The organism is Rhodococcus sp. H-CA8f (assembly GCF_002501585.1).
Taxonomy (GTDB): domain Bacteria; phylum Actinomycetota; class Actinomycetes; order Mycobacteriales; family Mycobacteriaceae; genus Rhodococcus_F; species Rhodococcus_F erythropolis.
Window position 1 is genome coordinate 1,964,320 of record NZ_CP023720.1, and the last position, 26,569, is coordinate 1,990,888.

The window sequence follows — 26,569 nt, forward strand, 5'->3', positions numbered from 1 at the left end:
ATCAGCGTCTCGTGACGGCGTCCGCGTAGACCTCGAGCGTCTGCTTGGCGATTTCGGCCCAGGAGAACTCGTCGATAGCACGGATTCTGCCCGCACGACCCATCGCGTCGGCGCCTTCTCGGTCGGCGACAACGGCATTGACGGTGGCAGCGAGTGATTCCTCGAATGCGTTCGGCTCGTAGGCGTTGTAGTGCACGAGTCGACCGGTGACGCCGTCGGCGACCACCTCGGGGATACCGCCGACATCGGAAGCGACCACGGCGGTCTCACACGCCATGGCTTCGAGATTGACGATTCCGAGGGGCTCGTACACCGAAGGGCAGACGAATACCGTTGCTGCCGAGAGTATTTCCCTGATCTGCTCGGTCGGGAGCATCTCGCGCACCCAGTAGACATTGCCCCGATGTCTGGCGAGTTCGGCCACTGCCTTCTCCGTTTCGGCGGCGATCTCCGGCGTATCGGGAGCGCCGGCGCACAGCACGAGCTGAATCTCCGGGTCGAAGTGGTGTGCTGCCGCGACGAGGTGCCCGACGCCCTTCTGCCTCGTGATCCGTCCGACAAAGGCCACGATGGGTTTTGCGGGGTCGACCCCGATCGACGCGAGTGCGGACGGCGCTCCCGGCGCAGATCCCCCGGGATGCCATACCTCGGTGTCGATTCCGTTGCGCACTACGTGAACGCGACTCGGATCGACGGCGGGGTACGCGTCGAGGACGTCGAGTCGCATACCTGAACTGACGGCGATGATCGCGTCTGCGTGCTCGACGGCGTTGCGTTCGGACCACGACGAGATCCGATAGCCGCCGCCTAGCTGTTCGGCCTTCCACGGGCGTCTGGGCTCGAGTGAGTGCGCGGTGAGGATGTGCGGCACGTCGTAGAGAGCCGACGCGAGATGCCCGGCCAGTCCGGTGTACCAGGTGTGGGAGTGGACGATGTCGACACCGGCCGCGGCGTCCGCCATCCGCAGCTCGGTGGAGAGCGTCGTCAAGGCTGGATTGGATCCGGCGAGAGCGGGGTCGGGAGAGTGGACGATCGCGCCTTCGCGCGGGGCGCCCATGCAGTGCACGTCGACCTCGCACAACCGCTTCATCTGAGCGACGAGCTCGGTTACGTGTACTCCTGCACCGCCGTAGATCTCCGGCGGGTATTCCTTGGTCATCATTGCGACTCGCACGCGCTAAACCTAACCGCCCGTGGTCGATCCGGCTACCGATCGCGTTATCCCCGACCGTTCGGAGGGGGACACGATCGGACCTCTCGGACTGCTTCGCTAGCGGGAGTTCACCAGTGCGGATAGGTTAGCGGTGTGAGAAGCCAGCCGCATGTGCTTGGAATCGTGCTCGCCGGGGGCGAGGGCAAACGCTTGTATCCGCTGACCGCGGACAGAGCGAAGCCCGCAGTGCCCTTCGGAGGTGCATATCGACTTATCGACTTCGTGTTGAGCAACCTTGTCAACGCGGGATATCTGCGTATTTGTGTGTTGACGCAATACAAGTCACATTCACTCGACCGTCACATTTCGCAGACGTGGCGATTGTCCGGGTTCGCGGGTGAGTACATCACTCCGGTGCCGGCCCAGCAGCGGCTCGGGCCGCGCTGGTACACCGGCAGCGCCGACGCAATCCTGCAGTCGCTCAATCTCGTTTACGACGAGGACCCCGAGTACATCGTGGTTTTCGGTGCCGACCACGTGTACCGGATGGATCCGGAACAGATGGTGCAGCACCACATCGAATCCGGGGCAGGCGTGACGGTCGCGGGTATTCGTGTACCGCGAAGTGAGGCTTTCGCTTTCGGCTGCATCGACAGCGACGAGTCCGGACGCATCACGCAGTTCCTGGAAAAGCCCGCCCATCCTCCCGGGACACCGGACGACCCAAATTCCACGTTCGCGTCCATGGGTAACTATGTGTTCACCACCAAGGTGCTCGTGGACGCCATCCGCGCTGATTCCGAGAACTCCGATTCCGACCACGACATGGGCGGAGACATCATTCCCGCCTTGGTCGCGGCGGGTGAGGCGTCGGTCTACGACTTCAAGGACAACGTCGTTCCCGGCGCCACCGATCGAGACCGCGGTTACTGGCGTGACGTCGGTACCCTCGACGCCTTCTACGACGCTCACATGGACCTCGTGTCGGTGCACCCGATCTTCAATCTCTACAACCGTCGCTGGCCCATCCGCGGCGCCACCGAGAATCTCGCGCCCGCCAAGTTCGTGAAGGGTGGACTCGCGCAGGAATCGGTGGTCGGTGCGGGGTCGATCCTGTCCGCGGCGACCGTGCGCAATTCGGTACTCAGTTCCAACGTGATGATCGAGGACGGTGCGACCGTCGAGGGCAGCGTGCTGATGCCGGGTGTGCGCATCGGCAAGGGCGCCGTCGTGCGGCGCGCGATCCTCGACAAGAACGTCGTGGTCGGTGACGGCGAAATCATCGGCGTCGATCTCGAACGTGACCGCGAACGATTTGCCGTCAGTCAGGGTGGCGTCGTCGCCATCGGTAAGGGCGTCTGGATCTAGAGCTTGCTCGCGCAGAGGAGGCCGTCGCCGAGGGGGAGGAGGACTCGAATGAGTCGCTCGTCCTCGGTCACGGCCTTTGCTGCTTCTCGGACCGCAACCGTTGTCGCGTCGCGAGCGGAGCTGTCGGCAACGCGGCCGTCGGCCAGGGCGTTGTGCAGAACGATGACACCGCCGGAGCGCAGCAGGCGGACACCTTCGCGGACGTAGTGGGGGTGGTCGATCGCGGCGCAGTCGACGAACACCAGGTCGTAGCCGCCGTCTGCGAGCCGGGGAAGTACGTCGAGAGCCCGTCCGTTGATCAGGCGAGTGCGTGCCGGAGTGATTCCGCTTTCGCGGAAGGTCAGCTTGGCCGCCCGCTGGTGTTCGGGTTCACTGTCGATCGTGGTCAGGACGCCGTCGTCGCGCATTCCGTGCAGAAGCCACAGGCTGCTCACGCCGGCTCCGGTACCCACCTCGACGGCCGTCTTCGCGTCGAGCATCCTCGCGAACATCGCGAGCGTCGCACCGACGGCGGGCGTCACCGGATGGGCTCCGAGATCCAGCGCTCGATCTCGCGCCGCGGTCAAAATCTCGTCCTCGGAAACAACGTCCTCGACGTGGCGGAGTATCTGTTCGGCGTGGGTCACGCTCATGAGGTTATCGGGCGGTTCGGATTGTCGCTGCAAGGCGCGCAGTCACCAGGATTCTCAGGAATCCCTCAGGCTCCTCATATGGCGTGCACACCGCGATGAGAAAAGGTGTATACATCGCCGGATCGAAGATCGCACGGCGGTATCGATTTTTACCAAGTTGGTCTTTCGCAGCTCGGTGATCGGGAACAAATCACAGCAACGGCTGGTTCTCCCGAATATCGCGCATTACGTGATTCGGACAACGCGGTGATCGAACTACGCGATCCCGAGCAGGAGGATCAACTTATTTACCAGGTCAACGACGAGCCTCGCCCTCGAGAGTCGGAAGTTTTGACGACGGAATCGGCTGTGGATTCCGAATTGATCGGCACTGCTGTGTTCGATGCAACTGGTGAGAAGTCCTCCATGCCGTCTTGGGACGAACTCGTGCGTCAGCACGGTGACCGGGTGTACCGCCTGGCCTACCGGTTGTCAGGCGATGCCCAGGACGCCGAGGACTTGACGCAGGACACCTTCATTCGGGTGTTCCGCTCGCTCTCCGATTATCAGCCCGGAACTTTCGAGGGCTGGCTGCACCGCATCACCACAAACCTGTTCCTCGACATGGTTCGCCGACGCAACCGTATCCGTATGGAAGCGCTGCCCGAGGACTACGACCGCGTTCCCTCGCCCGGTCCGGACCCCGAGCAGATCTACCACGACGCGCGCCTCGACGCAGGTCTGCAGGCCGCACTCGACTCACTCGCACCTGAATTTCGCGCCGCTGTTGTGCTCTGTGACATCGAAGGTCTGTCGTACGAGGAAATCGGTGCCACACTGGGAGTGAAGCTCGGAACGGTTCGTAGCCGTATCCATCGTGGGCGACAGGCGATTCGTGATCATCTGGCAGCGCAGCGCGCAGCCGAATCCGAACTCGTCGGTTTCTGACGGTCGGGTTCGAGCTACAGAGCGGGACGTGGTCAATCACCTGGAGGGACGAATGACGGAGGCGCGGGCACATCGCCAGTTCGGTTCGACCGAACATCTGGCCAGCGAGGCAATCGCTGCCTACGTCGACGGAGAACTCCGAATGCAGGCCTACTTGCGGGCCTCGCATCACATCTCGATCTGCGCCGAGTGCGCTGCGGCCGTCGATGCTCAGCAGCAGGCACGTGGTGCGCTGCGTCGAAGCGGCGAGATGACGATGCCGTTGTCCCTGGTGGGACTTCTCAGTCAGATTCCCTCGTGCAACAGTCCGACCACCGGACCCAATTCGGAAAACACCGACGGTTCCGTCGGCAATCAGCCCGCAGGCTTTTCCACCATCAGCAAGCGGTTGTCCCGTCGCTGGCGCAAATGACACCGCGCGCTGGCGCAAATGACGCCGCGCGCCAGCTTCCCGGCACGGATCAGTGATACTGGACAACGTGACTGACGGAAAGAGGGGGCACTCCGGAGTGAGCTCGGATTCTTCGGCAAGCGGTTCGGCGGATCGACCGGCAGATGCGCCGGTGCTCGACCCCCGGCCGGTGTACCGACCTCAGATCGATCCGGCCTCGCGCCAGGTGTTCGGTCGACCGAGTGGAGTCGAGGGCTCGTTCACTCCGATTGCCACGCGATCGACCCCGTCTTCCGACGTCGTGATCGGGAATCCGGACCCGGTTCTGGCCGAAGCGTTCGGTCGACCCGCAGACGCCACCGAGTCGATCGGTCGCGATCCCGAGGCGTCGGCGAACAACACACCCGACGAAGAACCCCCGCGTGATCCGTGGCGCGATCCTGAATCCGAGGTCTCGCTGGGCAAGCCTGCAGAGTCCGAGGCGCCGGTGCAGTTGCCTCCCGCCCAGAAGCTCGACGTGCGTGAGCTGTTGTTCGGTCGCAAGGTCGCCCCCTCAGCACTGGCCGCGCTTGCGGGCATGGCACTTGTCATCGCTCTTGTCGGTGGCTTGCTCGCCACTGTCATCACCGCCGATCGCAGTTCACTCACCAGCTCACGTGTCGCGCTCGTTCAATCCGGCGGCGGTGAACAGCCGGAGTCGCAGGTGGCGAAGGTCGCCGACGCAGTGCTGCCTTCCGTGGTGTCGATTCAGGTCGCCGTCGGTGACCAGGGAAGTACCGGCTCCGGTGTGGTCATCTCGGGTGAGGGGTACATCGTCACCAACAACCACGTGATCTCCTCGGCAGTACCGCCCGCTCAGGACGCGAAGATCCAGGTGATCTTCTCCGACGGAACCAAGACCGATGCCCAGATCGTCGGACGTGACGTCAAGACAGACCTCGCGGTGCTCAAGGTGTCGGCCAACAATCTGACGGTCGCTCAGCTCGGAAAATCCGAGGATGTTCAGGTCGGCGACGACGTCGTCGCCGTCGGCTCACCGCTCGGATTGAGCAAGACCGTCACCCGCGGAATTGTCAGTGCGCTGAACCGGCCTCTGCGTTTGTCGGGTGAAGGCACCGACACCAACGCCGTCATCGACGCCGTCCAGACCGATGCGGCGATCAACCACGGCAACTCGGGTGGTGCACTCGTCGACGACGAAGCCCGCGTCATCGGTATCAACACGGCCATGCTCAGCGAGTCCGGTGGTTCGGTCGGGCTCGGCTTCGCGATTCCGATCGATACGGTCACCGAGGTGGCGCAGACCATCATTCGCGACGGCAAGGTTCATCACCCCGACATCGGCGTGAATGCCCGCACCGCGGTCAACGACGCGACCAGCGGTGCTGCGGTGGCCAACGTCCGCGACGGCAGCCCAGCTCAACGTGCGGGGATCGTCGAGGGTGACGTCATCGTCAAGGTCGGTGACCGACCGGTGACGAGTGCCGACGAACTGGTGGTTGCGGTCAACGCGACGACCGTCGATCAGCCGGTCAACGTCCAGTTGATCCGCGACGGACGGCAGGTCGACATTTCGGTCACGCCTGTGTCCGACTGATCGGACCCTGCGATCTTCCTGTGAGGTTGATCCGGACATGCGCGCACCGAGCGAGCACACAGTAGGCTGACCCTGTGTTTGGCAACATCGGTTGGGGCGAGTTCATGATCCTCCTCGTAGCGGCTCTGGTCATCTTGGGACCTGAGCGGCTTCCTGGTGCGGTCTCCTGGGTCACGAAGTCCCTGAGGCAGGTGCGCGAATATGCTTCGGGCGCTTCCAATCAGCTCAAGGAAGAACTGGGCACCGATTTCGAGGATCTGCGTAAACCACTCGCAGATCTGAACAAGCTGCGCGGAATGACGCCGCGCGCTGTGATCACCCAGCACCTTCTCGACGGCGACGATTCCATCTTCACGGGCAACTTCGACAAGAAGCCGCAGAGCGGAGTGCAGGAGCCGAAGACGCTGTCGAAGGACAAGCCACTCACCGCGGGCGAACGTCCTCCTGTGGACTTCGACGCAACCTAGATTCGATATGCGAAAGGGCGCCTGTCACCGATCGGTGACAGGCGCCCTTTCGCATGCGGGGTTCTACAAGTTGCGAACCGTATTGATACCGAGCGACATTCCGGCCAGCCCGCGCTGACGGACGGCCAACTTGTCGGCGATGTCCTTGAGTGCGATGGCCGCGGGTGAATCGGGAGCGCTGAGGACGATCGGCGTCCCGGCGTCGCCTGCCTCGCGGACGGACGGGTCCAGCGGAATCTGTCCGAGAAGCGGAACCTTGGCGCCGACGGCCTTCGTGAGGCGATCGGAGACGGTCTGCCCGCCGCCTTCGCCGAACACGTCCATGCGGGTGCCGTCGGGAAGTTCGAGCCACGACATGTTCTCGACGACGCCGGCGACGCGCTGGCGGGTCTGCAGGGCGATGGCGCCCGCTCGCTCGGCGACCTCGGCAGCGGCCTGCTGCGGTGTGGTGACGACCAGGATCTCGGCGCTCGGGATGAGCTGAGCCACCGAGATGGCGATGTCACCGGTGCCTGGCGGCAGATCGAGAAGCAGCACGTCCAGATCGCCCCAGAACACGTCGGCGAGGAACTGCTGGAGCGCGCGGTGAAGCATCGGTCCGCGCCAGACGACAGGAGTGTTGCCCTGGGTGAACTGCGCGATGGAGATCATCTTCACGTCGTGTGCAACCGGCGGCATGATCATGCGCTCGACCTGAGTGGGCTTGGCGTCGGTGCCGAGCATGCGGGGGATCGAGTGACCGTAGATATCCGCGTCGAGTACGCCGACAGACAGCCCGCGCGCGGCCATTGCTGCCGCGAGATTGACTGTCACACTGGACTTTCCGACGCCACCCTTGCCGGAGGCTACGGCGTAGACGCGGGTGAGTGAACCCGGCTGGGCGAACGGGATGACGGGTTCGGCGGAATCGCCGCGAAGCGACTTGCGGAGCTCGGTCCGCTGGGCGTCGTCCATGACGTCGAGTTCGACGCGGATCGCACCGACCCCGGCGACGTCGGCGACGGCCTTGGTGACGCGTTCGGTGATCTCGGTGCGCATCGGGCAACCGGCGGTCGTGAGATAGATGCCGATGTCGACGCTGTTGTCACTGGAGAGGGAGATCCCCTTGACCATCCCCAGCTCGGTGATGGGTTTGCGGATCTCTGGGTCCAGAACTCGCGCGAGCGCGGAGCGAACGTCGGACTCGGTCAGTACAGACATGACTCCATGGTAAGTCCAGGTAGGTCAGTGGATGCGCGGCAGGTCCGATGCGGCGGGCACGATGCCGGTGGAGTACCCGAGCGACCAGGCCAGAACATTGGCAACGTAGGCGGCCGAGTTGTTGTAGCGGTGGATCGCGGAGGCAACCTGGGTGACGTCCTGCATGTTGAGTCCGCCGTCGCACAGGTACTTGCCGGTGGTCAGTGCGGAGTCGAAAAGGTTCTGGGGGTCGGCGATTCCGTCACCGTTGCCGTCGCCGGCGTACTGGTTCCAGGTGGACGGGATGAACTGCATCGGGCCGACCGCGCGGTCGTAGACGGTGTCGCCGTCGAGGGCGCCGCCGTCGGTGTCCATAATGACGGCCTGGCCGGGAAGGCTGCCGTTGAGTGGCAGGCCGATCACGGGCTTGTAGAGGTTGCCGTTCGCGTCGGCGTCCTTGCCGTCGTTGGCGTGGCCGGATTCGACGCGGCCGATACCGGCCAGGAGTGTCCAGTGCATGTTGCAGTTGGGCTTCTCGACGGCGAGGATCCGCTCGGCGTTCTGGTATGCGGCGACGCTCACGCTCGGGATTCCGAGTGCGCCCTCGGCCATGGAGGCTGGGAGCGGGGGAGTCGCCTGCACGGGAGCCAACGGCGCGGGTTCCGGCGCGGGGGCGGGAGCGGGCTCGGCGATTGCTTCGACGGCGGGCAGAATCTGCGCTTGCGGTTCCTGCGTGGCTTGCGCGGCAGTGTCCACCGTTTCGGCGGAGCTGGTGTTGAAGAACGGAACCTTGGGAGCGGCGCCGGCCGTGTTGGCTGCGGTGACGAGTCCGATAGGGATGAGTCCGGTGAGCGCGATGACCGAATTTCGACGGATGTGCGAATCTGTCTTCTTGCTGTGCCGACCCACTGTGTATGCCTCCTGAACCTCCGCGAGGAGGTTTTCCGTTCAACTGACGGAGTCGAGGCTACCTGATTTGTTGCGTTTCCGTTATTCAACCGTGATCTAGAAGGGCAGTTTGGGGCATATGCACTGTTCTTTCGTGATTTTTTGGTTACAGAGCGGGCATGCCGGGCAGGCCCGGGAAGAACGGCGCGAATGCCGGAGCCGGGGCCGGGGCAGGTTCCGGTGCGGGGGCCGGTGCGGGTGACGGAGCGGGCTCAGGCGACGGGGCAGCCGGCGGCGAAGATTCCGCGGGCGCTGCGTCGGTGGTGGCGGGTGCCGTGGCGGCTACTGCCATTCCTGGGACCGTGCACGGCAGAAGGATGCCGTCCTGCAAGGCGTCGAGTGCTGCTGGATCCGGAAGGATCACGCACATGTCGTCGGGCCAGCGCCATCCCTCAGCCGTCAGAATCGGCCAGACGAGACCCCGTGAGGTGAGGACGGGGAGCGGGATGATCGGACCGGGAGCCGCGTTCCGGGCGGCGTTGGGTCCCGGAGTGGGGCTGGTCGGCGTTACTCCCGGCGGGATCAGTGCCTGGATCTCGGGTGAGAGCGCGGGCATGTCGGGCAGGCCTGGGAAGAGAGGGGGGGTGGTGGTCGGAGTCGTCGACGCAGATTCCTTGTCGCCTGCCGCCGGGTCGGTAGCTGCAGCAGCGGCGAGAACGGCCGAAGCGGCGGAGTCTGCCGAGGCGGCGGCGTTGATCGCCGAGCTGCCGGTGTTGATGCCGGTGGTGTACGGGAGCTGGCCGGAAGGAATGACACCGTTCTTGTATGCCGTCGACCACATGATCACGTTTGCCGCGTAGGCGGCCGAGTTGTTGTACCGCAGAACAGCTTTGGTCTCCTGGGCGACATCGCGCAGGTTGAGTCCGCCGCTGCAGAGGTACTTCGCTGCCGAGAGCGCCGCATCGAAGACGTTGTTGGGGTCCTTGATTCCGTCCCCGTTGCCGTCGCTGGCATAACCGGCCCAGGTGGCCGGAATGAACTGCATCGGCCCGACAGCGCGGTCGTGGGTCGGGTCTCCGTCGATCGCGCCCTTGTCGGTGTCCCGAATGACTTCGTTGCCTGCCAACCGTCCGTCGAGGACGGGGCCGAGGATCGGGGTGACCGTCGTACCCACCGACGTCGTCTTGCCGCCGTTGGCGTGACCGGATTCGATGCGTCCGATGCCGGCCAGGAGATGCCAAGGGATGCCGCAGCCCGGCGCTTCGGTCATCATCACCAGTTCGGCGGATCGGTACGCGTTCAGAACGATCTCGGGGATGCCCAGAGAAGTGAGGACGACGGCCGCAGCGTTGGGCGCTGCCGGAGCGCCGGCGACCGTATCGCTGGGTGGGGCCGATCGTTGCGTTCGGACGGTGCGGGGCGTCGGGAGGAAGTCGACAGAGTCCGGCTGCGCAACGGAGGCGGAGCCTGCGAGGGCAATGGGGACCTGCGACCCGCCGGATGGTGCGCTTCCGGCCGTGAGGGCTGCTGGACCTGTTACGACAAGCAGTCCCCCCACCAGTGTGGATGCTGCAATCATTCCGCGTACTCGCACGATTCCCCTTTGCTGGTGCTCCCGCCTCGGAGTACCCACCGTGATAATCCATCCTGCTGTGACTTACGTTACATATCGGTCACGGTGCGTGCAGCAAAACTCAGCGAACGCTCAGCTAGTTGTGACTTTGTTTCGCAGTATTCGAGTCACGGTGCTTCTTCTTCGGGGTCGGTTCGCCGTCGGCGGCAAGGATCGACTTGATCTCCTCGAGCTCCCGCCGCAGGTAGTCGCGGGTGGCGACCTCGCCGACGGCGATGCGCAGCGCTGCCAGTTCGCGAGCGAGGAATTCAGTGTCCGCTTTGGTTTGCTCGGCGCGTGAGCGGTCCTCCTCGAGCGAGACCCGGTCGCGATTCTCCTGACGATTCTGGGCCAGGAGGATCAGCGGCGCCGCGTAGGCGGCCTGGGTGGAGAAGGCGAGGTTGAGCAGGATGAACGGATACGGGTCCCACTGCAGAGCCACCGCGAACACGTTGATCAGGATCCAGACGATCACGATGATCGTCTGGATCGCGAGATAACGCCCGGTACCGAGGAAGCGGGCGATGCGTTCACTGACGCGTCCGACAGCTTCGACGTCGAAATCGAGATTGAACCGGCGGCTTCCGCGAGGCGTTTCCAGTCGTTGCCGTGCGGTCGTGCTCGACGCCCGTTCGCTCATCGGAGTAGTTCCTCGTCGTCGGAGTAATCCTCACGCCAGTCTTCCGGCAGGAGGTGATCGAGCACGTCGTCGACTGTCACGGCCCCGATCAAATGGTTTTCGTCGTCCACGACCGGCCCACATACCAAGTTGTAGGTCGCGAAGTATCGGGTGACCGACGCCAGCGAGTCGTCCGGCGCCAACCGGGGCATGTCGGTGTCGAGTATTCCGCCCACCAGGCTGGCGGGAGGCTCGCGGAGAAGCTTCTGCAAGTGGACGCAGCCGAGATACCGCCCGGTCGGAGTCGCCGTCGGCGGACGTACGACGAAGACCATGCTCGACAGCGCCGGGGTCACGTCGTAGTTGCGGGCGCGGGCAAGGGCCTCGGCGACGGTCGTCGAGGCCGTCAGTACCACCGGTTCGGGCGTCATCAGACCACCGGCAGTGTCCGGGGAGTGCTCGAGCAGGCGACGAACAGGTTCGGAATCCTGCGGGTCCATCAACTGCAACAGTGATTCGGCTTCGGTCTCGGGCAGCTCGCCCAACAGGTCGGCGGCGTCGTCGGGATCCATCGCTTCGAGTAGATCGGCGGCACGTTCGACTTCCAGGTGCATCAGCAGATCGGTCTGGTCGTCCGCCGGCAGTTCCTGCACGACGTCGGCGAGGCGTTCGTCGTCGAGCGCCACGGCCAGTTCGTGGCGGCGCTTCTCCGGCAGTTCGCGCATGGCGTTGGCCACATCGGCGGGTCGCATGCCTTCGTACTGCAAGAGGAGGTGAGCTACGCCCTGGCCGGGGAGCGAGAGATCGCTCTGGGTGAGGCCGGCGACGTGCTGCCAGTCGACGATGTGAATCGCCGCGCGTCGACCGAGGCGTCCGCGATGGCCGCGAACGGCGACCTTCGAGACGACCCAGTCTCGCGTTCGCGTCGATTCGATCCCGAGGTCGACGACTATCGTGTCGACGCCGTGAAGCTCCTCGAGTTCCGGGTCGTCCACGCGCACATGCGAATCGAGTACCTGCGCCAGCGCGAGTACTTCACCCGGCCGCTGGTTGAAGCGCCGCAAACTGACGTTCCCCGTGGTCAGGGTGACCGCACTCGGCTCGATGGCTGTCACGCGGAGCATCGGAACGAAAATGCGTTTGCGCGTGAACATTTCGATCACCAGACCGAGAACCCGCGGTTGCTGGCGTCCGATACGGACCGTGATGACGACGTCGCGCACACGACCGATCGATTCGCCGTCCGGGCCGAGCACAACCAGGCCGGCAAGCCTGGCTGCAAATACCTTGCCTGCTGCTGCCATGATTGCAAGGCTAATTCGTCCAGCGTCAAAATCTGCAACGGCGCCACCGAAAATCGAGAAGGGCAGTCCGCAATGACTTCACGCAACCGTTCCCGTCGATCGGTATTGGCAGTTCCCGGCAGCAGTCGGAAGATGATCGACAAGGCGAAGGGATTGCCCGCCGACGAGATCTTCCTCGACCTCGAAGACGCGGTGGCGCCGTTGGCGAAGCAGGCGGCACGAGAGTCGATCGGCGACGCGTTGGCCGAGGACGGGTGGGGCAAACAGGTCAAGGTCGTCCGGGTCAACGACTGGACGACCGAATGGACGTATGCCGACGTCGTGGAGGTGGTCGGCCGCGCCGGAGCGCATCTGGACGCCATTCTGCTGCCCAAGGTTCCCGACGCGAGTCACGTCCAGGCACTCGATTTGTTGTTGACGCAGGTCGAGAAGGCCAACGGTCTCGAGGTCGGCAAGATCGGAATCGAGCCGCAGATCGAGAACGCGATCGGCTTGACCAACATCGACGCGATCGCCACCGCGAGTCCCCGCGTCGAGGCACTCGTGTTCGGCCCGGCCGACTTCATGGCGAGCTTGAACATGCGAACTCTGGTCGTCGGTGAGCAACCGGACGGCTACGACCGCGGTGACGCGTATCACCACATCTTGATGACCATCTTGATGGCCGCACGTGCACACGGCGTCCAGGCGATCGACGGTCCGTACCTCCAGATTCGCGACGTCGAGGCTTTCACTCGGTCGGCGGCGCGGACGGCAGCGCTCGGCTTCGACGGCAAGTGGGTTCTGCATCCCACGCAGATCGAGGCGGCCAACGAGGTGTTCAGTCCGCGCCAATCCGATTACGACCGTGCAGAACTCATCTTGGACGCGTACGCGTTCCACACCTCGGCCGCCGGAGGAGGGCGGGGCGCCGTCATGCTCGGCGACGAGATGATCGACGAGGCGAGTCGCAAGATGGCACTGGTGATTTCGGCCAAGGGCCGCGCAGCGGGGATGACGCGCACGTCGGAATTCACGCCGCCCGAACACGCCTGACGCTCGCATAGCCGAACGAATCAGGTCTGTAAAGGGCACAATAGGGGTAGATGTACTTGCGTCGTCCGCGTGGATGACGTGCCCGAAAAGAGGAGCGCAGCCAGCCATGTCCAATCCGCTCGGTCAATCGTCGAATGGGTCGCGCCGTGGAGCGTTGCCGACACCGCCTTCGGGATGGCCCATCGGGTCGTACCCCACCTACGCCGAGGCGCAGCGCGCAGTCGATTACCTCTCCGATCAAGAATTCCCGGTTCAGGACGTCACGATCGTCGGCGTGAACCTGATGCAGGTCGAGCGAGTTCTCGGCCGGTTGACGTGGGCCAAGGTGATCGGTGGTGGCATCGTCTCCGGTGCCTGGCTGGGTGTCTTCTTCGGCCTGGTGCTCGGAATCGTCACCGGCGGGTTCCTCGCTCCGCTGATCGCGGGCATCGTGGGCGGCATCATCTTCGGTGTCATCTCCACGACCATCCCGTACGCCGCGACGCGTGGGCAGCGGGACTTCGCCTCGACGATGCAGTTGGTCGCCGGACGTTACGACGTACTGTGTGAGCCCAAGACGGCGGAGTCGGCGCGCGACCTGCTCGCCAAGCTCGCCATCTGACATTCTCGCTCGGGCTGCCAACTTGTGTGATCTCGGTTACTTTATGTACACGCGGGCGAGGTAGTACTCGCTTCCCGTGACCGTTTGCCGGACAAGGAAATAGGTCCCTTCTCCGGGAAAAGTGCCGATGTGTGGTGCGTCGGCCAGCCGAATCGACTGTGCCGTCTCGCCGCCCGAGGAGGACGGCTGTGCAGAACAAGAGATTGCAGGCGGGGCAGAAGAAGAAATTGAGGGTGGGGCTGCTCAGCGCGGCGACATTGTTGTTGGCGCCCTTGCTCAGTGCGTGTGGATCAGACAATGACGACGGCGTGGTGCTGTCCTTCTACACCGCCGCCGACGGCGCCGAGCAGTATGCGGAGGCCGCCGCCAATTGTTCGGCGGCGTCGAACGGCGCGTACCGGGTCGAGCAGAAAACTCTGCCCAAGGGTGCCGACGACCAGCGACTTCAGTTGGCCCGGCGTCTGACCGGCAATGACAAGTCACTCGATCTGATGACGCTCGACGTGGTGTGGACTGCCGAATTCGCCGAAGCCGGATGGGCATTGCCGCTTCCTGACGGCGTGGCGGCCGAGGTCAGCAACGGGACTCTCGCGGGTCCGCTGGAGTCGGCGAAGTGGCAGGACCAGCTCTATGCGGCGCCATTGAACACCAACACCCAATTGCTCTGGTATCGAAAGGATTTGATGCCGGACGGGCAACCACCCCCAACCTGGGATCAGATGATCGACATCTCCGAAGGCCTGGCCGCGGAGGGGCGCCCCAGCTGGATCGGTGTGCAGGGCAAGCAGTACGAAGGATTGATGGTCTGGTTCAACACCCTTCTCGCCAGTGCCGGCGGATCGGTGGTGGGGCCCGACGGAACAACCGTGACGGTGGCCGACGGTGATGCTGCCCAGCAGGCGCTGACCGTCATGAAGCGCGTCGCTACCGCGAAGGGTGCGGATCCCTCGATCTCGCAGGGGGATGAAGCGTCGTCGCGACTGGGTATGGAGAGCGGCAAATCTGCCTTCCAGGTCAACTGGCCGTTCGTGCTGCCCGGCATCATGGAGAACGCCGAGAAGGGCGATCTGCCGTACATCGACGACAAGGGCAACGTCACCAGTGAGAACACCGGAAACACGGTGCTCACGGTGAACGGAGAACGGAATTTCCTTGCCGCTCCGTATCCCTCGGTGATCGAGGGTAAGCCGGCCGAGGTCACGATCGGCGGCTTCAACGTAGCGGTGGCCAAGACCAGCCAGCATCCGGACCTCGCGTTCGAGGCGCTCACCTGTCTGCGTAACGAGGAGAATCAGCGCAACAACGCGGTAGCCGGTGGCGTTCCGCCGACTCTCGAGAGCCTGTACGACGACCCGGCGTTCCAGGAGGCGTACCCGGCGTGGCGTGAGGTTCGCGACAGCCTGGACACCGCTTCGGTTCGTCCGGTTTCTCCTGCCTATCAGAGTATTTCGACGCTCATCACTGCCACGCTGAACCCTGTGGGAAACATCGATCCGGAATCGACCGTGAACGATCTTGCCGAGCAGGTACGTAAGGCAGTCAATTCCGAGGGGCTGATTCCGTGACGATCGACAGCGAAAATTCGGGAGCTGCACCAACAGTCGCGACGCCCTCGCCGGAGCCGAAGCACTCCGCGAAGTCGAAGATGTCGGACGGAAAGGCGGCCGAGCGTCGCCTCGGTCTCTGGCTGGTGGCCCCGGCCGCGATTCTCATGATCGCGGTGACCGCATATCCGGTGGTCTACGCCGTTTGGCTGAGTTTGCAGCGCTACGACCTGCGCTTCCCGGATCAACGAAAGTTCGTGTGGTTCGACAACTACGTGTCGGTGCTGACCGACGGTTACTGGTGGCAAGCGTTCGCGGTGACGACGTCGATCACTGTCGTCTCGGTCGTCATCGAGTTCGTTCTCGGACTGACCATCGCACTGGTGATGCACCGAACGATCGTGGGTAAGGGGCTCGTCCGCACCGTTGTGCTCATCCCGTACGGCATCGTCACCGTCGCGGCGGCATACAGCTGGTACTACGCGTGGACGCCGGGGACCGGCTACCTCGCCAATCTCCTGCCCGACGGCAGTGCGCCGCTCACCGACCAGATCCCGTCGCTCGCGATCATCGTCCTTGCCGAGGTCTGGAAGACGACGCCGTTCATGGCGCTGCTCCTGCTGGCCGGCTTGGCGCTCGTGCCCGATGACCTTCTCAAGGCGGCTCAGGTGGACGGCGCCGGCGCGTGGACCCGGTTGGTACGCATCATCCTTCCGCTGATGAAGCCCGCCATCCTCGTCGCTCTGCTGTTCCGCACACTCGACGCATTCCGCATCTTCGACAACATCTACGTGCTGACGAAGGGAGCGAACGACACCGGGTCGGTGTCGATTCTGGGTTACGACAATCTGTTCAAGGCATTCAACTTGGGCATCGGATCCGCGATCAGCGTGCTGATCTTCGTATGTGTGGCCGTGATCGCGTTCATCTTCATCAAACTTTTCGGTGCTTCGGCTCCCGGATCCGATACGGAAGGACGCTGACATGACCGTGACTCCCAGACTCAAGATCAGCTGGTCCGTCGTCAACCTTCTGGTCTTGCTGTACGCGCTGGTTCCCGTCCTGTGGATCGCCAGCCTGTCCTTCAAACCGGCCGGAACCATCAAGGACGGCAAGTTCATTCCGGAGAAGTGGACCCTGGACAACTACCGAGGAATCTTCGACACCAGCGCCTTCACCAGTGCTCTGATCAACTCCATCGGTATCGGACTCATCTCGACGGTCATCGCCGTGGTGATCGGGACCATGGCGGCGTACGCCATTACGCGCCTGGATTTCCCGGGCAAGAAGCTGCTGGTGGGTGTTGCACTGCTGATCGCGATGTTCCCGCAGATTTCATTGGTGAGCCCGCTGTTCGACATCGAACGACGGCTCGGACTCTTCGACACCTGGGCCGGACTCATCCTGCCGTACATCACCTTTGCGTTGCCGTTGGCGATCTACACGCTCTCGGCGTTCTTCAAAGAGATTCCGTGGGAACTCGAGAAGGCGGCTCAGATGGACGGCGCGACGCCGGGTCAGGCGTTCCGGAAGGTGGTGGCTCCTCTCGCCGCGCCCGGCATCGTCACTGCGGGCATCTTGGTTTTCATCTTCTGCTGGAACGATCTGTTGTTCGCGATCTCGTTGACGTCGACCGAACGCTCCATCACCGCCCCTGCGGCCATCGCGAACTTCACCGGCGCTTCACAATTCGAGGAGCCCACCGGGTCGATTGCCGCGGCCGCCATGGTCATCACCATTCCGATCATCATCTTTGTTCTGTTCTTCCAACGTCGTATCGTGGCCGGGCTAACTTCCGGCGCAGTGAAGGGATAAGCCTGTGGCCGAGATCGTGCTGGACAAGGTGACCAAGCTGTACCCGGACGGAGCCAAGGCGGTCAGTGATGTCGACATCACCATCGCCGACGGAGAATTCATCATTCTCGTGGGCCCGTCCGGTTGTGGAAAATCCACGACCCTCAACATGATTGCCGGGCTGGAAGACATTTCGACCGGCGAGCTGAGGATTGCGGGTGAACGCGTCAACGAACGCGCCCCCAAGGACCGCGACATCGCGATGGTGTTCCAGTCGTATGCTCTGTATCCGCACATGACGGTGCGCCAGAACATCGCGTTCCCACTGACATTGGCGAAGATGTCCAAGGACGAGATCAACGCCAAGGTCGACGACGCGGCGCGGGTGCTCGACCTCACCCAGCATCTCGATCGCAAACCGGCGAACCTGTCGGGCGGTCAGCGTCAGCGTGTCGCGATGGGACGCGCAATCGTGCGCAGCCCGAAGGCGTTTCTCATGGACGAGCCGCTTTCCAACCTGGACGCCAAACTGCGCGTGCAGATGCGGACGGAGATCGCCCGACTGCAGCAGCGACTCGGTACGACAACGATTTACGTGACCCACGACCAGACCGAGGCGATGACGCTCGGCGATCGGGTAGTCGTGCTGCGCGGCGGAATCGTGCAACAGATCGGTGCGCCGCAGGAACTCTACGATCGTCCGAACAATCTGTTCGTGGCGGGGTTCATCGGGTCCCCGTCCATGAACTTCTTCCCCGGACAGTTGACGGCGGACGGCGTCAGCACGCCGATCGGCGATGTTCGCCTGCCCGCGGCGGCGCAGTCGAAGATCTCGGGCAGCGGCTCGGGCAAGGACGTCGTGGTCGGTATCAGGCCGGAACATTTCGAGGACGTGGCGCTGGTCGATGCAGCGCAGAAGCCGCACGGTGGGACGTTCACCGTCGACGTCGACGTGCTGGAATCGATGGGTTCCGACAAGTACGCGTATTTCCTCGCTGGTGGCCCCGCCGTCAATTCTCGTGAACTCGAGGAACTCGCCGCCGATTCGGGAACGGCCGTCGCTGGTGGCGGTCAACTGGTTGCCAGGCTCTCGTCGGAGTCCACCGTGGCCCAGGGCAGGTCTATCGATCTGTGGTTCGATCCCGCCAAGATCGCAGTGTTCGACGGCGGTACGGGAGCCAATCTGCTGCTGTGACCTTTACCCGGGCAAGGTGACCGAATACGTCGCGCCCCAGGGGAGCGGTCCCTGTTCGGGGCCGGGCGCTGCGTCGGCCGGCTCGAGCAGGGGGACCAGGCGGCCGAATTGTTCGTGATGGGTGGAGGCCGGGGCGGCTTGCGCTGTCCCGGCGACCACGGCGATCGGCGCCGCTGCCAGGGCGCCGGCGACGGCAAATCGAGTGGCGATGCGGCGCTTGCTTGCTCGGGTCGAGATCATGAGCACTCCTGCGTGGTTTCGAGGTTCGGTGAATGCTGTGCCATTCACGGTATTGCGGGTTGATTGTGAAATCTCGTGTGCGAAGCTCATTCACAGGGAACTGGGATGGGCGGCACAGGAGGACAGATGAACGAATCCTCGGTACGAACCGAGCACCTGCCCGGCGGCCCGGACCTCGAACGGATCATGCGCGAACACGCCTACCGCGGTGCGTACCTCCAACTGACGGTGCGCGGCGCTCTGGTGCTGTTCATCGCCCTGACGCTGATCTTCGTCCCGCCGATGAACGACGCGGGATGGTGTTTCGCGATTCTGGGCGCCTATGCCCTCTGGTCGGCAGCCGTGGCGCTGTGGATCCGCAAAGGCGGCACCGGCCCGGTGACGATGATCTGGCTCGGCTTGTTCGTCGACCTCGCCGTGCTCGCAACTCTGACATTGCTGACCGGTCTCGCAGCCGAGCAGAGTTGGACCGCCGACATCTTGAGCAACGGGCTCTTCGTCATTCCGGTTCTTGCGTGTACGCAACTGCGGACGGACGTGTGTGTCGGCGTCGTTGCGTGCACGATCGGTGTATTTTTTGCTTCCAGTTGGGCAACGATGACTTCGAATTCCGAGCCGTGGCCGTCGATCCTGCTGAGTACCATGGCCTTGGCCGGGGTGGGTGCGGGCGCAATCGGATTGACTCGGATTCAAAGATCACGAGTGTTGACCATCGGGCACCTCGTCGGGCATCGCACGAGCCTTCTGGCCGAACTCATGGGGCTCGAGCAGCGTGAGCGCACAGAACTGTCCGAGCAATTGCACGACGGGGCGCTCCAGTACGTTCTCGCGGCGCGGATGGATCTCGACGAATTGGCAGGCAGTGCGGAACCCGTCGCGTTGGCGCGAGCCGGGAAAGCGCTCGGTGAAGCGACAACGCTGCTGAGATCGTCCGTCTCGGAACTACATCCCACAGTTCTCGTCCACGTTGGCCTTGCCCGCGCGATCGGGGACCTCGCGCGCTCGGCGCAGGGACGCGGCGGAGTGGTGGTCGACGTCGACACTTCGGGCTGGAACGACGATTTGCGCACGTCCGCGGACGAGGTCTTGTTCGGCGCCACCCGAGAACTTCTGGGCAACGTCGTCAAACATGCCGGCGCGCAGAACGTCCGGATCGAGCTTGCACTACTGGACCACCGTGCGGTGCTCGTGGTCTCGGACGACGGTCGGGGGATCAGCGCCGATCGGATTGCCCAACGACGGGCCGCCGGGCACATCGGACTGCTCTCGCACGAACTACGTGTGGTTGCCGCTGGTGGCTCGTTCTCGGTCGGACCGGGTGAAGAGTCCGGAACCCTCGCGCGAGTCGAGATACCGTTCGAGATCGTCACCGCCCCTGACCACGATCGTTGAGGAGTTGTCGATGGCTGCACTGATCACCGATCGCGAGCTCAACCTGGCGACTCTGGCGCGGCAGTTCCTGCTGCGGCGGGCCGAGGTCAGCGCGTTGGATGCGATCGAGCACCTGGCAGGTCTGCAGGCCCAGGCGCCGAATCCGCCGTACCTGGCACTGTGGGCGCGGCTGAAGAACTTTGCGGCAGAAGACCTCTCCACCCTTGTCGAGAAGCGCCAGGTGGTGCGGCTGGTTGCCATGCGGGGCACGGTCTTTGCCCTCTCGGCCGCCGATGCGGGTCCCTTCCGTGCCGCGGTTCAGACGATCATGGAACGCGACCTCCACACCAACAGCACTCAGCGTGCGGCGCTCACCGGGTTGGATCTCGACGCGCTGGCGCAGGCGGGGCGTGACCTGGTAGCGGACGGGCCGCTCACTCAGATGCAGATGAGACCGATACTGGCAGAGCGCTTTCCCGGCCACGCGGCCGAGGGACTGGCGCACGGAGTTCGAGGGCTTCTGCCGATGGTGCAGGTGCCACCGCGAGGTCTGTGGGGACGATCCGGAGCGCCGGCACTGACGACCTTGGAGAATTGGCTTGGCGCAGAAATGAGTTCAACTCCAGATCCCGACGCGATGGTGCTGCGCTATCTGGCTGCCTTCGGGCCCGCGAGCGTGAAGGATGCGCAAGCGTGGTCAGGGCTCACGAGACTCGCCGAAGTCTTCGAGAGGCTACGTCCCGGCCTGATCAACTTTGTCAACGCGAAAGGGGCCGAGGTGTTCGACCTGCCGGATGCGCCACGACCGAACTCCGGAACACCGCCGGTCAGAATCCTTGCTCCGTTCGACAACATCCTGCTCTCGCACGCCGACCGCTCGCGAATCATGGACGAGCAGTATCGAACTCGCGTCTTCACCGTCAACGGCATCATCAAGCCCGCCATCCTGGTGCGCGGAAAGGTGGTGGGATTCGCGACGGTGACGCCGGCCAAGGAGACGGTCGAGTTGAGCGCGACTCTGTTTGCGCAGCAACCGAAGACCGCACTCGCGTCCATCGAGAAAGAAGCGCGTTCGTTGCTGAAGTTCATGCACCCGAAGATCCCGACCCGAGAGGTGCGGTTCGCTGTCGCTACGTAGCGGGCTTGTGCTTTCGCGGTGCTCGATCGCGTAGTTCGGCCACGATCTCGTCATTCCACATGTGCCGCCGCACCAGTCGGTACCGCTCCCGGGCGATCCACAAGTACGCCTCGGCGTCGGTGTGCTCGGGCAACATGTCGGCGCCCCGCAGCATTCGCACGACGGGGAGAAACTCCTCGCCGAACCAGCGCCGGGCGACCGTGTCTCGGCCGAGGAACTCGCCCTTTTCCTGCATAAGCCGAAAACCCCACGCCTCCACGCACTCACTGAGTTCGGCGTACTCCCACGGGTCGGTGACCTGGACGGCTTCGCGTTGGGAGCCCTGCAGCGGAACGCGAGTGAGGAAGAGTCGGCGATGGTCTTTGATGAGCAGATCGGCGCGCTGAGTGATGCCTTCCGGCGAGATACGCGTGATGATCTCGGTGACGTACGCGTCGATTGTCTTCTGGTGCATCGCACACGCAATGGACACTCGGTGGTGTCCGTCGATCACGAAATGCATGGAGCCGACGCGATACAACTGAACGGGTGGTACCGATTCGCCGCGGCGTTGCGCCACCGCAAGTCGCTCCCAACGAGCGCGCGAGTGAGTGGACGTCGGACGGAAGTACCTGTCGAAATCACCTGTGCGGTCGACACTTCCGACTATCGATTCGATGGTGACAACCTGCAGACCCAGAGACTTCTCGCCGACCTTGCCCAGAGCTGCGACAACCTCGTCGAACGGCAGGATCGCGTTGACGTCGTCCGGTTCGCGTCGTAACCAACTGACCAGACGGGCAACGTCGGCGCGTCGACGCTGACGAGCGAAGTCGTTTTCCGCGTCGGCTGTGGGAAATCCGGTGTCACGAGCCATGTCGGCGCCTCACGATCGTCGGCGGAGTACCTGGGGAAAACTCCATCAGCGTGAAGCCGACGGTATTGAGCACGATAGTCCGGCCTACCTCCAGATCGAGAGGTGTTCGCCCGTGCGGGTGGATGTGTCCGTGAATCATGACCGTCGGATCGAGGGTGCGGATCAAGGGGGTGAAGCATTCGAACCCACGATGTGGCCGATCCTCGGCGTCGCCGACACCGCGGGCGGGGCTGTGGGTGAGCAGCACATCCACGCCCGCCCGGCCACCGGGAAGCCGCGATTGCCAGGCGTTTCGCCAGGTGAGCGAGCGGGCGCGTCGGCTCTGCTGGCGCTCGGACCACTGATTGGGACCCGTGTTGTATCGGATGGAACCACCGAGGCCCGCGATCCGCAGACCGGCGACGGTCACGATGCGTCCGTCGGCGTTGACTGCGCCGGTCGGGCCGGGCCACTGCGCCGGCATACCTGCCCGCATCCAACCGGATCTCTTGTTCGAATATCCGGACAGATCGACGTCGTGGTTTCCGGGAACGAACACGCACGGCGCATTCAGTTGGTCAGACAGGTACTCCAGATACGCAAACGGCAGATCGCCCGCGCCCAGGATCACGTCGACTCCGAGTGAACGAACTTGACTGCTCCACAGGAATTCGACGGTCTCGTCGCTGACAGCGAGAACGGAGACCATTTCGACGACGCTACCGCCACCGCGAGGTATCTGCGCTGCGAACCTCGCGGGCACGGTGTTTAGATGGTCGAGTGTCAGACAGCGTCGTATCTTCCGTCCGGGCCCATCTCGTCAGCAGCATCGAGGGGCCGGACCCCACCGCGGCCTCAGTGACGTTCCTCGGTGTCGAACCGCTGGACGTGCTGCGTTTCGAATCACCCGACGGACTGGTCCGCTACGTCACACTGGGGTGCTCGCGTCATCCGATGGGCGACCCCAATGAACTGGTCGCAGACCCCACACGCGGTCCTCGCGCCGAGTTGGCGCTCACCCTGCGCGGTGGCACGGGTGTCGCGTCGGGTGTGGCCAGGACGCTCGCGGTCCTGGCTGCGGCGCCGTCCGTCGAAGGCGTCGTGCTGCTCGAGGACGCACTGTTGGACCTGGGCGAGCCGCTGTGGAAGGACACTGCGTTCACGGCGGTGCTTCTCGGTGACAGCGGGATCGCCGACCTGACGCTGCCGGAGCCGTTCGATCCGGTGCGCTTCCTTGGCGTGGTCCCCCTGACCGGTACCGAAGCCGCCTGGGTGCGTCTGCGCGGCGCGGAGGCGCTGCGGGAAGCGTGGACCGAGGCGGGGATCGACATTCGCGATCCGCACCGTTCCGCTGCCTCGCTCTAGCTGCGCCGGCGCTTTGTCCGTCAGATCATTCGGCGTGCACGAGGATGTCCGCCAAGTTCTCGAGACTTACCCGAACGGTCCGTGAAAATGCTTTCGTCACGATCGGGTCGGCCATCTTGCCGAATACGCCGCCGAGTCCGCTTTCGCTGTCGAGTCGGTAGGTGACCCGAGTGCCGTCACCGACTTCTTCGCATGTCGTGGTCTGCGAGAAGCTGACCGGACTTTCGACGGACGTCGATTTCGACGATCTCGGTGGGTCGTACTCGGTGAATTCGGATGTCCACTCGAGGCGCTTGCCCAGGATTCTCGAGACACCGTGCCAACGGCTTCCCACGCCCATCGGGCCGTCGGTGATCTGTTTGCACTCGACCATCGAATTCTCCCAGTTGGGCCAGTTCTCGGCGACGGCGATGTACTCCCAGACGTCCTTGGGTGGCAACGCGATCTCTACAGACTGCTCGACTGTAGGCATGGTTGTTCCTCCATCTCTCCTGGATCTGAATTTGCTTGTCGCAAAATGAATTTCGGGAACGGAATGAAAATGCGTACCCATATCCATTGTCCGCCTGCGACGGTGGCAAGTACAGGGAGTCAGCGCGCGAGGTTCACAGCCAGTTGTTGCGACGGAAGAGAAAGAACAAGCCGACACACACCGACGCGATGAGGAACAGGATGGACTGATAGCCGTACTTGTAACCGAGTTCCGGCATGTTCTCGAAGTTCATTCCGTAGATACCGGCAACGCCCGTCGGCACGGCGGCGATAGCGACCCAAGCCGAGATCTTGCGCATGTCGGTGTTCTGTTGCACCGCGATCTTCGCGAGTGCGGCATCGACCAGGGAACTCAACACCTCGTCGTACTCCGAGATACGTTCGGCCACGATCGTGTGGTGATCCCTTACGTCACGGAAGTATCGCCGGATCTCCTTCGGGACGAGGCCGCCCGCGGGCTGGGTCAGCTGGAGCAGTGGCAATCCGAGTGGAGTGACCGAGCGTCGTAGTTCGACGATTTCACGTTTGAGCAGGTAGATATGCTCGACGGCAACGGTGTTCCGCGGGTTGAACACCAACTCTTCCATGCTGTCGACGTCCTGCTCGACGAGTTGGATGACGGAGAGATAGCTGTCGACGACGTGGTCGGTGATCGCGTGCAACACCGCGAACGGGCCCATGGCGAGACGCTCGGGATTCTGCTCGAGTGACTTGCGCACGCTTGCCAGTTCGGAGTGATCCCCGTGCCGGACGGTCACCACGAAGTCGGGACCGACGAACACCATGATCTCGCCGGTTTCGACGATCTCGCTCGCCGTCGCCACGGACTCGTGCGGTACGTAGACGACCGTGCGCAGCACCAGGAACATGACGTCGTCGTAGCGTTCGAGTTTCGGGCGCTCGTGTGCATGGACGGCATCCTCGACCATCAACTCGTGGAGTCCGAAAGTTGCTGCGACATCTTGCATCTGGCCTTCGTCGGGTGCATGCATGCCCACCCAGACGAACGCGTTGTCTCGACTACGGACCTCGGCCAACGCGGCGCGGTGCGTGTACTTGCCCGGCAACCGCACGCCGTCCACGTAGACCGCGCAGTCGACGATCGCGCGGGCTGCCGGAACGGGGATCTTGGGCGCATCGGCTTGCGTCGATTTGCCGTTCGACCAATTCGGCAGTGACGGCATGGTTGGCACGCTCGCTCCTTCTCGGTCTGTAGTGCAGTGGAACGGCAGGGGAACGGCACTGCAGCGACACGTGATCGAATTGCGCTGCCGCTGCGGCGTAATCGTACGTCAGCTTCCTGCTCGCCCACCGGAGCGCGATGAAGTTGCCGATTGCTGACACACTGGAACAGTGCGAATAGACCTTCACACCCACTCCAACGCATCGGACGGCACCGATACCCCGGCTGCCCTCATGCGCGCCGCAGCCGACGCCGGACTCGACGTCGTCGCCATCACCGATCACGACACGACTTCGGGCTGGGCCGAGGCGGCGCACGCCTTGCCGGCCGGCGTCAGCCTGGTTCGTGGGATGGAGATGTCGTGCGAAGGTCGAGGTGAGCGTGGTTGGCCGGTCGCTGTTCATCTGCTGGCGTACCTGTTCGATCCGACGCACCCCGAATTCGCCAAGGAACGTGAGCGACTGCGCGCCGAACGCGTCGAACGTATCCGGGTGATGACGACCATGATGGCGCGCGACGGTCTGCCCGTCGATCCCGATCAGATCTTGGCTGACGCCGGTCCGTCCGTCGGACGCCCGCACGTCGCAGCGGCCCTGATGCGAGCGGGAGTGGTGTCGAGCATCAGTGAGGCTTTCTCCGACCTGTTGTCCAGTCGAGGGCGATACGACGTTCCCAAGTACGACACTCCGCTCGAGTACGCCGTCGAACTGGTGGCAGCGGCCGGGGGAGTAACTGTCCTTGCGCATGGACGTGCCCGTTCGCGCGGCGGATTGCTTGCGCTCGACCACATCCGTGATCTGGCCGATCTGGGTCTCGGGGGTCTCGAAGTCGATCACCCGGACCATCGCAGCGACGATCGTGACGTCCTGCGCCGCCTGGCCGTCGACCTGGGCTTGGCAGTCACCGGATCCTCGGACTACCACGGCGAGAACAAGACGATCGGACTCGGCGACGAGCTCACGGACGAGGCCGAGTTCGACAAACTCGTCTCGGCTGCCACCGGCGTGGAGGTACTTGGGCGCTGATGCTCGACACCACGCTCTACCTCACCGTGTTCATCACGCTGTTCGTGATCATGGACCCGCCCGGAGTCATCCCGGTGTTCTTGTCACTGGTCGGCCGCAAGAGCCGTGAAGATCGCAACCGAGCGGCATGGCAGGCCCCCGCCGTCTCCCTTGCGGTCATCTCGGTCTTTGCCATCGGCGGTCAGGCGATACTCAACTACCTTCACATCGGCATTCCGGCGTTGCAGGGCGCAGGCGGATTACTGCTGCTTCTCATCGCACTCGAACTGCTGACCGGGAAGGCCTCCAACCGTCCGCAGGGAGCCGACGACGTCAACGTCGCACTCGTTCCTCTGGGAACGCCGATGATGGCCGGTCCCGGTGCAATTGCGGCTGTCATCGTCTTTGTCGCCCAGGCCGATGGTGAAGCGGCGTCGTATCTGGCGATCGCGTTGGCGATTCTGTCCATCCACCTCGTGCTGTTCGTGGTCCTGCGCTTCTCGACGGCACTGATCCGGATACTGGGTGAGGGTGGCATCAGCCTGCTGGCACGCATCGCCGGTCTTTTGCTCGCCGCCATCGCAGTTCAACTCATTGCGGAATCAGTCCGCGGATTCGTCGCGGGAGCGTAAGAG

At 63.7% G+C, this 26,569-nt stretch carries 28 protein-coding genes; 16 read left to right on the top strand and 12 right to left on the bottom strand.

The features are described 5' to 3' along the window. Position 1 precedes the first annotated feature (1 nt). Positions 2–1,174 carry a glycogen synthase gene (gene glgA, locus CPI83_RS09455; RefSeq protein ID WP_070386685.1) on the bottom strand — a complete coding sequence of 391 codons (1,173 nt, stop codon included), beginning with the start codon at positions 1,172–1,174 and terminating at the stop codon, positions 2–4. 132 nt (positions 1,175–1,306) lie between these two features. Here glgA and glgC point away from each other — a divergent pair, with 132 nt between their 5' ends. Then, positions 1,307–2,521, top strand: coding sequence for a glucose-1-phosphate adenylyltransferase (gene glgC / locus CPI83_RS09460; RefSeq protein ID WP_003945185.1), 1,215 nt, complete (start codon positions 1,307–1,309; stop codon positions 2,519–2,521). Here glgC and CPI83_RS09465 read toward each other — a convergent pair. Continuing rightward, complete coding sequence (locus CPI83_RS09465; RefSeq protein ID WP_097387130.1) at positions 2,518–3,153, bottom strand: O-methyltransferase; 636 nt, start codon at positions 3,151–3,153, stop codon at positions 2,518–2,520. The genes glgC and CPI83_RS09465 overlap by 4 nt on opposite strands. A gap of 330 nt (positions 3,154–3,483) precedes the next feature. On the opposite strand from CPI83_RS09465, the gene sigE reads away from it, so the two are divergent. The 4 genes from sigE (at position 3,484) to tatB (ending at position 6,535) form a co-directional block, all read left to right on the top strand. Then, positions 3,484–4,080: an RNA polymerase sigma factor SigE gene (gene sigE, locus CPI83_RS09470; protein WP_029255812.1), complete on the top strand. Its 597-nt coding sequence runs from the start codon at positions 3,484–3,486 to the stop codon at positions 4,078–4,080. 52 nt (positions 4,081–4,132) lie between these two features. Further along, the gene (locus CPI83_RS09475; RefSeq protein ID WP_042952454.1) at positions 4,133–4,492 is read left to right on the top strand and encodes a hypothetical protein; all 360 of its coding nucleotides are present in this window, start codon (positions 4,133–4,135) and stop codon (positions 4,490–4,492) included. A 97-nt stretch (positions 4,493–4,589) separates the two neighbouring features. Further along, positions 4,590–6,068: a trypsin-like peptidase domain-containing protein gene (locus CPI83_RS09480; protein WP_097387131.1), complete on the top strand. Its 1,479-nt coding sequence runs from the start codon at positions 4,590–4,592 to the stop codon at positions 6,066–6,068. Positions 6,069–6,142: 74 nt separating this feature from the next. Then, positions 6,143–6,535, top strand: a complete 393-nt coding sequence (gene tatB, locus CPI83_RS09485) for a Sec-independent protein translocase protein TatB (protein WP_003945177.1) — start codon at positions 6,143–6,145, stop codon at positions 6,533–6,535. Positions 6,536–6,598: 63 nt separating this feature from the next. Here tatB and CPI83_RS09490 read toward each other — a convergent pair whose 3' ends face one another. The 5 genes from CPI83_RS09490 to CPI83_RS09510 all read right to left on the bottom strand — a co-directional run bounded on the left by CPI83_RS09490 (position 6,599) and on the right by CPI83_RS09510 (position 12,137). Then, the gene (locus CPI83_RS09490; protein ID WP_003945178.1) at positions 6,599–7,735 is read right to left on the bottom strand and encodes an Mrp/NBP35 family ATP-binding protein; all 1,137 of its coding nucleotides are present in this window, start codon (positions 7,733–7,735) and stop codon (positions 6,599–6,601) included. A 24-nt stretch (positions 7,736–7,759) separates the two neighbouring features. Continuing rightward, a complete protein-coding gene (locus CPI83_RS09495) occupies positions 7,760–8,623 on the bottom strand; it encodes a lytic murein transglycosylase (protein WP_003945171.1) in 864 nt (287 codons plus the stop codon). Positions 8,624–8,768: 145 nt separating this feature from the next. Continuing rightward, positions 8,769–10,196, bottom strand: coding sequence for a lytic murein transglycosylase (locus CPI83_RS09500; RefSeq protein WP_232816899.1), 1,428 nt, complete (start codon positions 10,194–10,196; stop codon positions 8,769–8,771). A 115-nt stretch (positions 10,197–10,311) separates the two neighbouring features. Continuing rightward, complete coding sequence (locus tag CPI83_RS09505; RefSeq protein WP_003945067.1) at positions 10,312–10,854, bottom strand: DUF1003 domain-containing protein; 543 nt, start codon at positions 10,852–10,854, stop codon at positions 10,312–10,314. Further along, positions 10,851–12,137 carry a CBS domain-containing protein gene (locus CPI83_RS09510; protein ID WP_019749352.1) on the bottom strand — a complete coding sequence of 429 codons (1,287 nt, stop codon included), beginning with the start codon at positions 12,135–12,137 and terminating at the stop codon, positions 10,851–10,853. Before CPI83_RS09510 ends, CPI83_RS09505 begins: the two co-directional genes overlap by 4 nt. A gap of 72 nt (positions 12,138–12,209) precedes the next feature. Between CPI83_RS09510 and CPI83_RS09515 the strand changes: the two genes are divergently transcribed. From CPI83_RS09515 to ugpC, 6 genes are all read left to right on the top strand, one after another. Continuing rightward, on the top strand, positions 12,210–13,172 hold the full coding sequence (locus tag CPI83_RS09515; protein WP_020908461.1) for a CoA ester lyase: 963 nt from the start codon (positions 12,210–12,212) through the stop codon (positions 13,170–13,172). A gap of 106 nt (positions 13,173–13,278) precedes the next feature. Next, positions 13,279–13,773 (top strand): general stress protein, encoded by a 495-nt coding sequence (locus CPI83_RS09520; protein WP_003945065.1) that lies wholly within the window; start codon positions 13,279–13,281, stop codon positions 13,771–13,773. A gap of 227 nt (positions 13,774–14,000) precedes the next feature. After that, positions 14,001–15,338, top strand: coding sequence for an ABC transporter substrate-binding protein (locus CPI83_RS09525; RefSeq protein ID WP_097388155.1), 1,338 nt, complete (start codon positions 14,001–14,003; stop codon positions 15,336–15,338). A gap of 80 nt (positions 15,339–15,418) precedes the next feature. Continuing rightward, positions 15,419–16,300 carry a sugar ABC transporter permease gene (locus tag CPI83_RS09530; protein WP_044480569.1) on the top strand — a complete coding sequence of 294 codons (882 nt, stop codon included), beginning with the start codon at positions 15,419–15,421 and terminating at the stop codon, positions 16,298–16,300. A gap of 1 nt (position 16,301) precedes the next feature. Beyond that, positions 16,302–17,132: a carbohydrate ABC transporter permease gene (locus tag CPI83_RS09535; RefSeq protein ID WP_097387133.1), complete on the top strand. Its 831-nt coding sequence runs from the start codon at positions 16,302–16,304 to the stop codon at positions 17,130–17,132. Positions 17,133–17,136: 4 nt separating this feature from the next. Beyond that, positions 17,137–18,306, top strand: coding sequence for a sn-glycerol-3-phosphate ABC transporter ATP-binding protein UgpC (gene ugpC, locus CPI83_RS09540; protein ID WP_019749347.1), 1,170 nt, complete (start codon positions 17,137–17,139; stop codon positions 18,304–18,306). A gap of 3 nt (positions 18,307–18,309) precedes the next feature. Here the strand turns inward: ugpC and CPI83_RS09545 are convergent, their stop codons facing one another. Continuing rightward, positions 18,310–18,546, bottom strand: a complete 237-nt coding sequence (locus CPI83_RS09545; protein WP_232816900.1) for a hypothetical protein — start codon at positions 18,544–18,546, stop codon at positions 18,310–18,312. 126 nt (positions 18,547–18,672) lie between these two features. Between CPI83_RS09545 and CPI83_RS09550 the strand changes: the two genes are divergently transcribed. Beyond that, on the top strand, positions 18,673–19,938 hold the full coding sequence (locus CPI83_RS09550) for an ATP-binding protein (RefSeq protein WP_097388157.1): 1,266 nt from the start codon (positions 18,673–18,675) through the stop codon (positions 19,936–19,938). 10 nt (positions 19,939–19,948) lie between these two features. Further along, on the top strand, positions 19,949–21,055 hold the full coding sequence (locus CPI83_RS09555) for a winged helix DNA-binding domain-containing protein (RefSeq protein ID WP_097387134.1): 1,107 nt from the start codon (positions 19,949–19,951) through the stop codon (positions 21,053–21,055). Here CPI83_RS09555 and CPI83_RS09560 read toward each other — a convergent pair. Both CPI83_RS09560 and CPI83_RS09565 read right to left on the bottom strand, forming a co-directional pair. Continuing rightward, the gene (locus tag CPI83_RS09560; RefSeq protein ID WP_003945080.1) at positions 21,048–21,911 is read right to left on the bottom strand and encodes a hypothetical protein; all 864 of its coding nucleotides are present in this window, start codon (positions 21,909–21,911) and stop codon (positions 21,048–21,050) included. The two genes, CPI83_RS09555 and CPI83_RS09560, sit on opposite strands and share 8 nt — an antisense overlap. Next, the gene (locus tag CPI83_RS09565) at positions 21,901–22,599 is read right to left on the bottom strand and encodes a metallophosphoesterase (protein WP_097388158.1); all 699 of its coding nucleotides are present in this window, start codon (positions 22,597–22,599) and stop codon (positions 21,901–21,903) included. The genes CPI83_RS09560 and CPI83_RS09565 overlap by 11 nt, the downstream gene beginning before the upstream one ends. Before the next feature lie 71 nt (positions 22,600–22,670). Between CPI83_RS09565 and CPI83_RS09570 the strand changes: the two genes are divergently transcribed. Beyond that, the gene (locus CPI83_RS09570; protein WP_097387135.1) at positions 22,671–23,255 is read left to right on the top strand and encodes a suppressor of fused domain protein; all 585 of its coding nucleotides are present in this window, start codon (positions 22,671–22,673) and stop codon (positions 23,253–23,255) included. Positions 23,256–23,280: 25 nt separating this feature from the next. On the opposite strand, the gene CPI83_RS09575 is transcribed toward CPI83_RS09570, so the two are convergent. Next, complete coding sequence (locus CPI83_RS09575; protein WP_007736117.1) at positions 23,281–23,727, bottom strand: SRPBCC family protein; 447 nt, start codon at positions 23,725–23,727, stop codon at positions 23,281–23,283. Between the two features lie 133 nt (positions 23,728–23,860). Beyond that, positions 23,861–24,931, bottom strand: a complete 1,071-nt coding sequence (locus CPI83_RS09580) for a magnesium and cobalt transport protein CorA (protein WP_019749341.1) — start codon at positions 24,929–24,931, stop codon at positions 23,861–23,863. 169 nt (positions 24,932–25,100) lie between these two features. Between CPI83_RS09580 and CPI83_RS09585 the strand changes: the two genes are divergently transcribed. Together CPI83_RS09585 and CPI83_RS09590 are read left to right on the top strand one after the other, a co-directional pair. Beyond that, complete coding sequence (locus CPI83_RS09585) at positions 25,101–25,955, top strand: PHP domain-containing protein (protein WP_020908451.1); 855 nt, start codon at positions 25,101–25,103, stop codon at positions 25,953–25,955. Then, positions 25,955–26,566, top strand: coding sequence for a MarC family protein (locus CPI83_RS09590; protein WP_003945093.1), 612 nt, complete (start codon positions 25,955–25,957; stop codon positions 26,564–26,566). The genes CPI83_RS09585 and CPI83_RS09590 overlap by 1 nt, the downstream gene beginning before the upstream one ends. Positions 26,567–26,569: the final 3 nt, after the last annotated feature.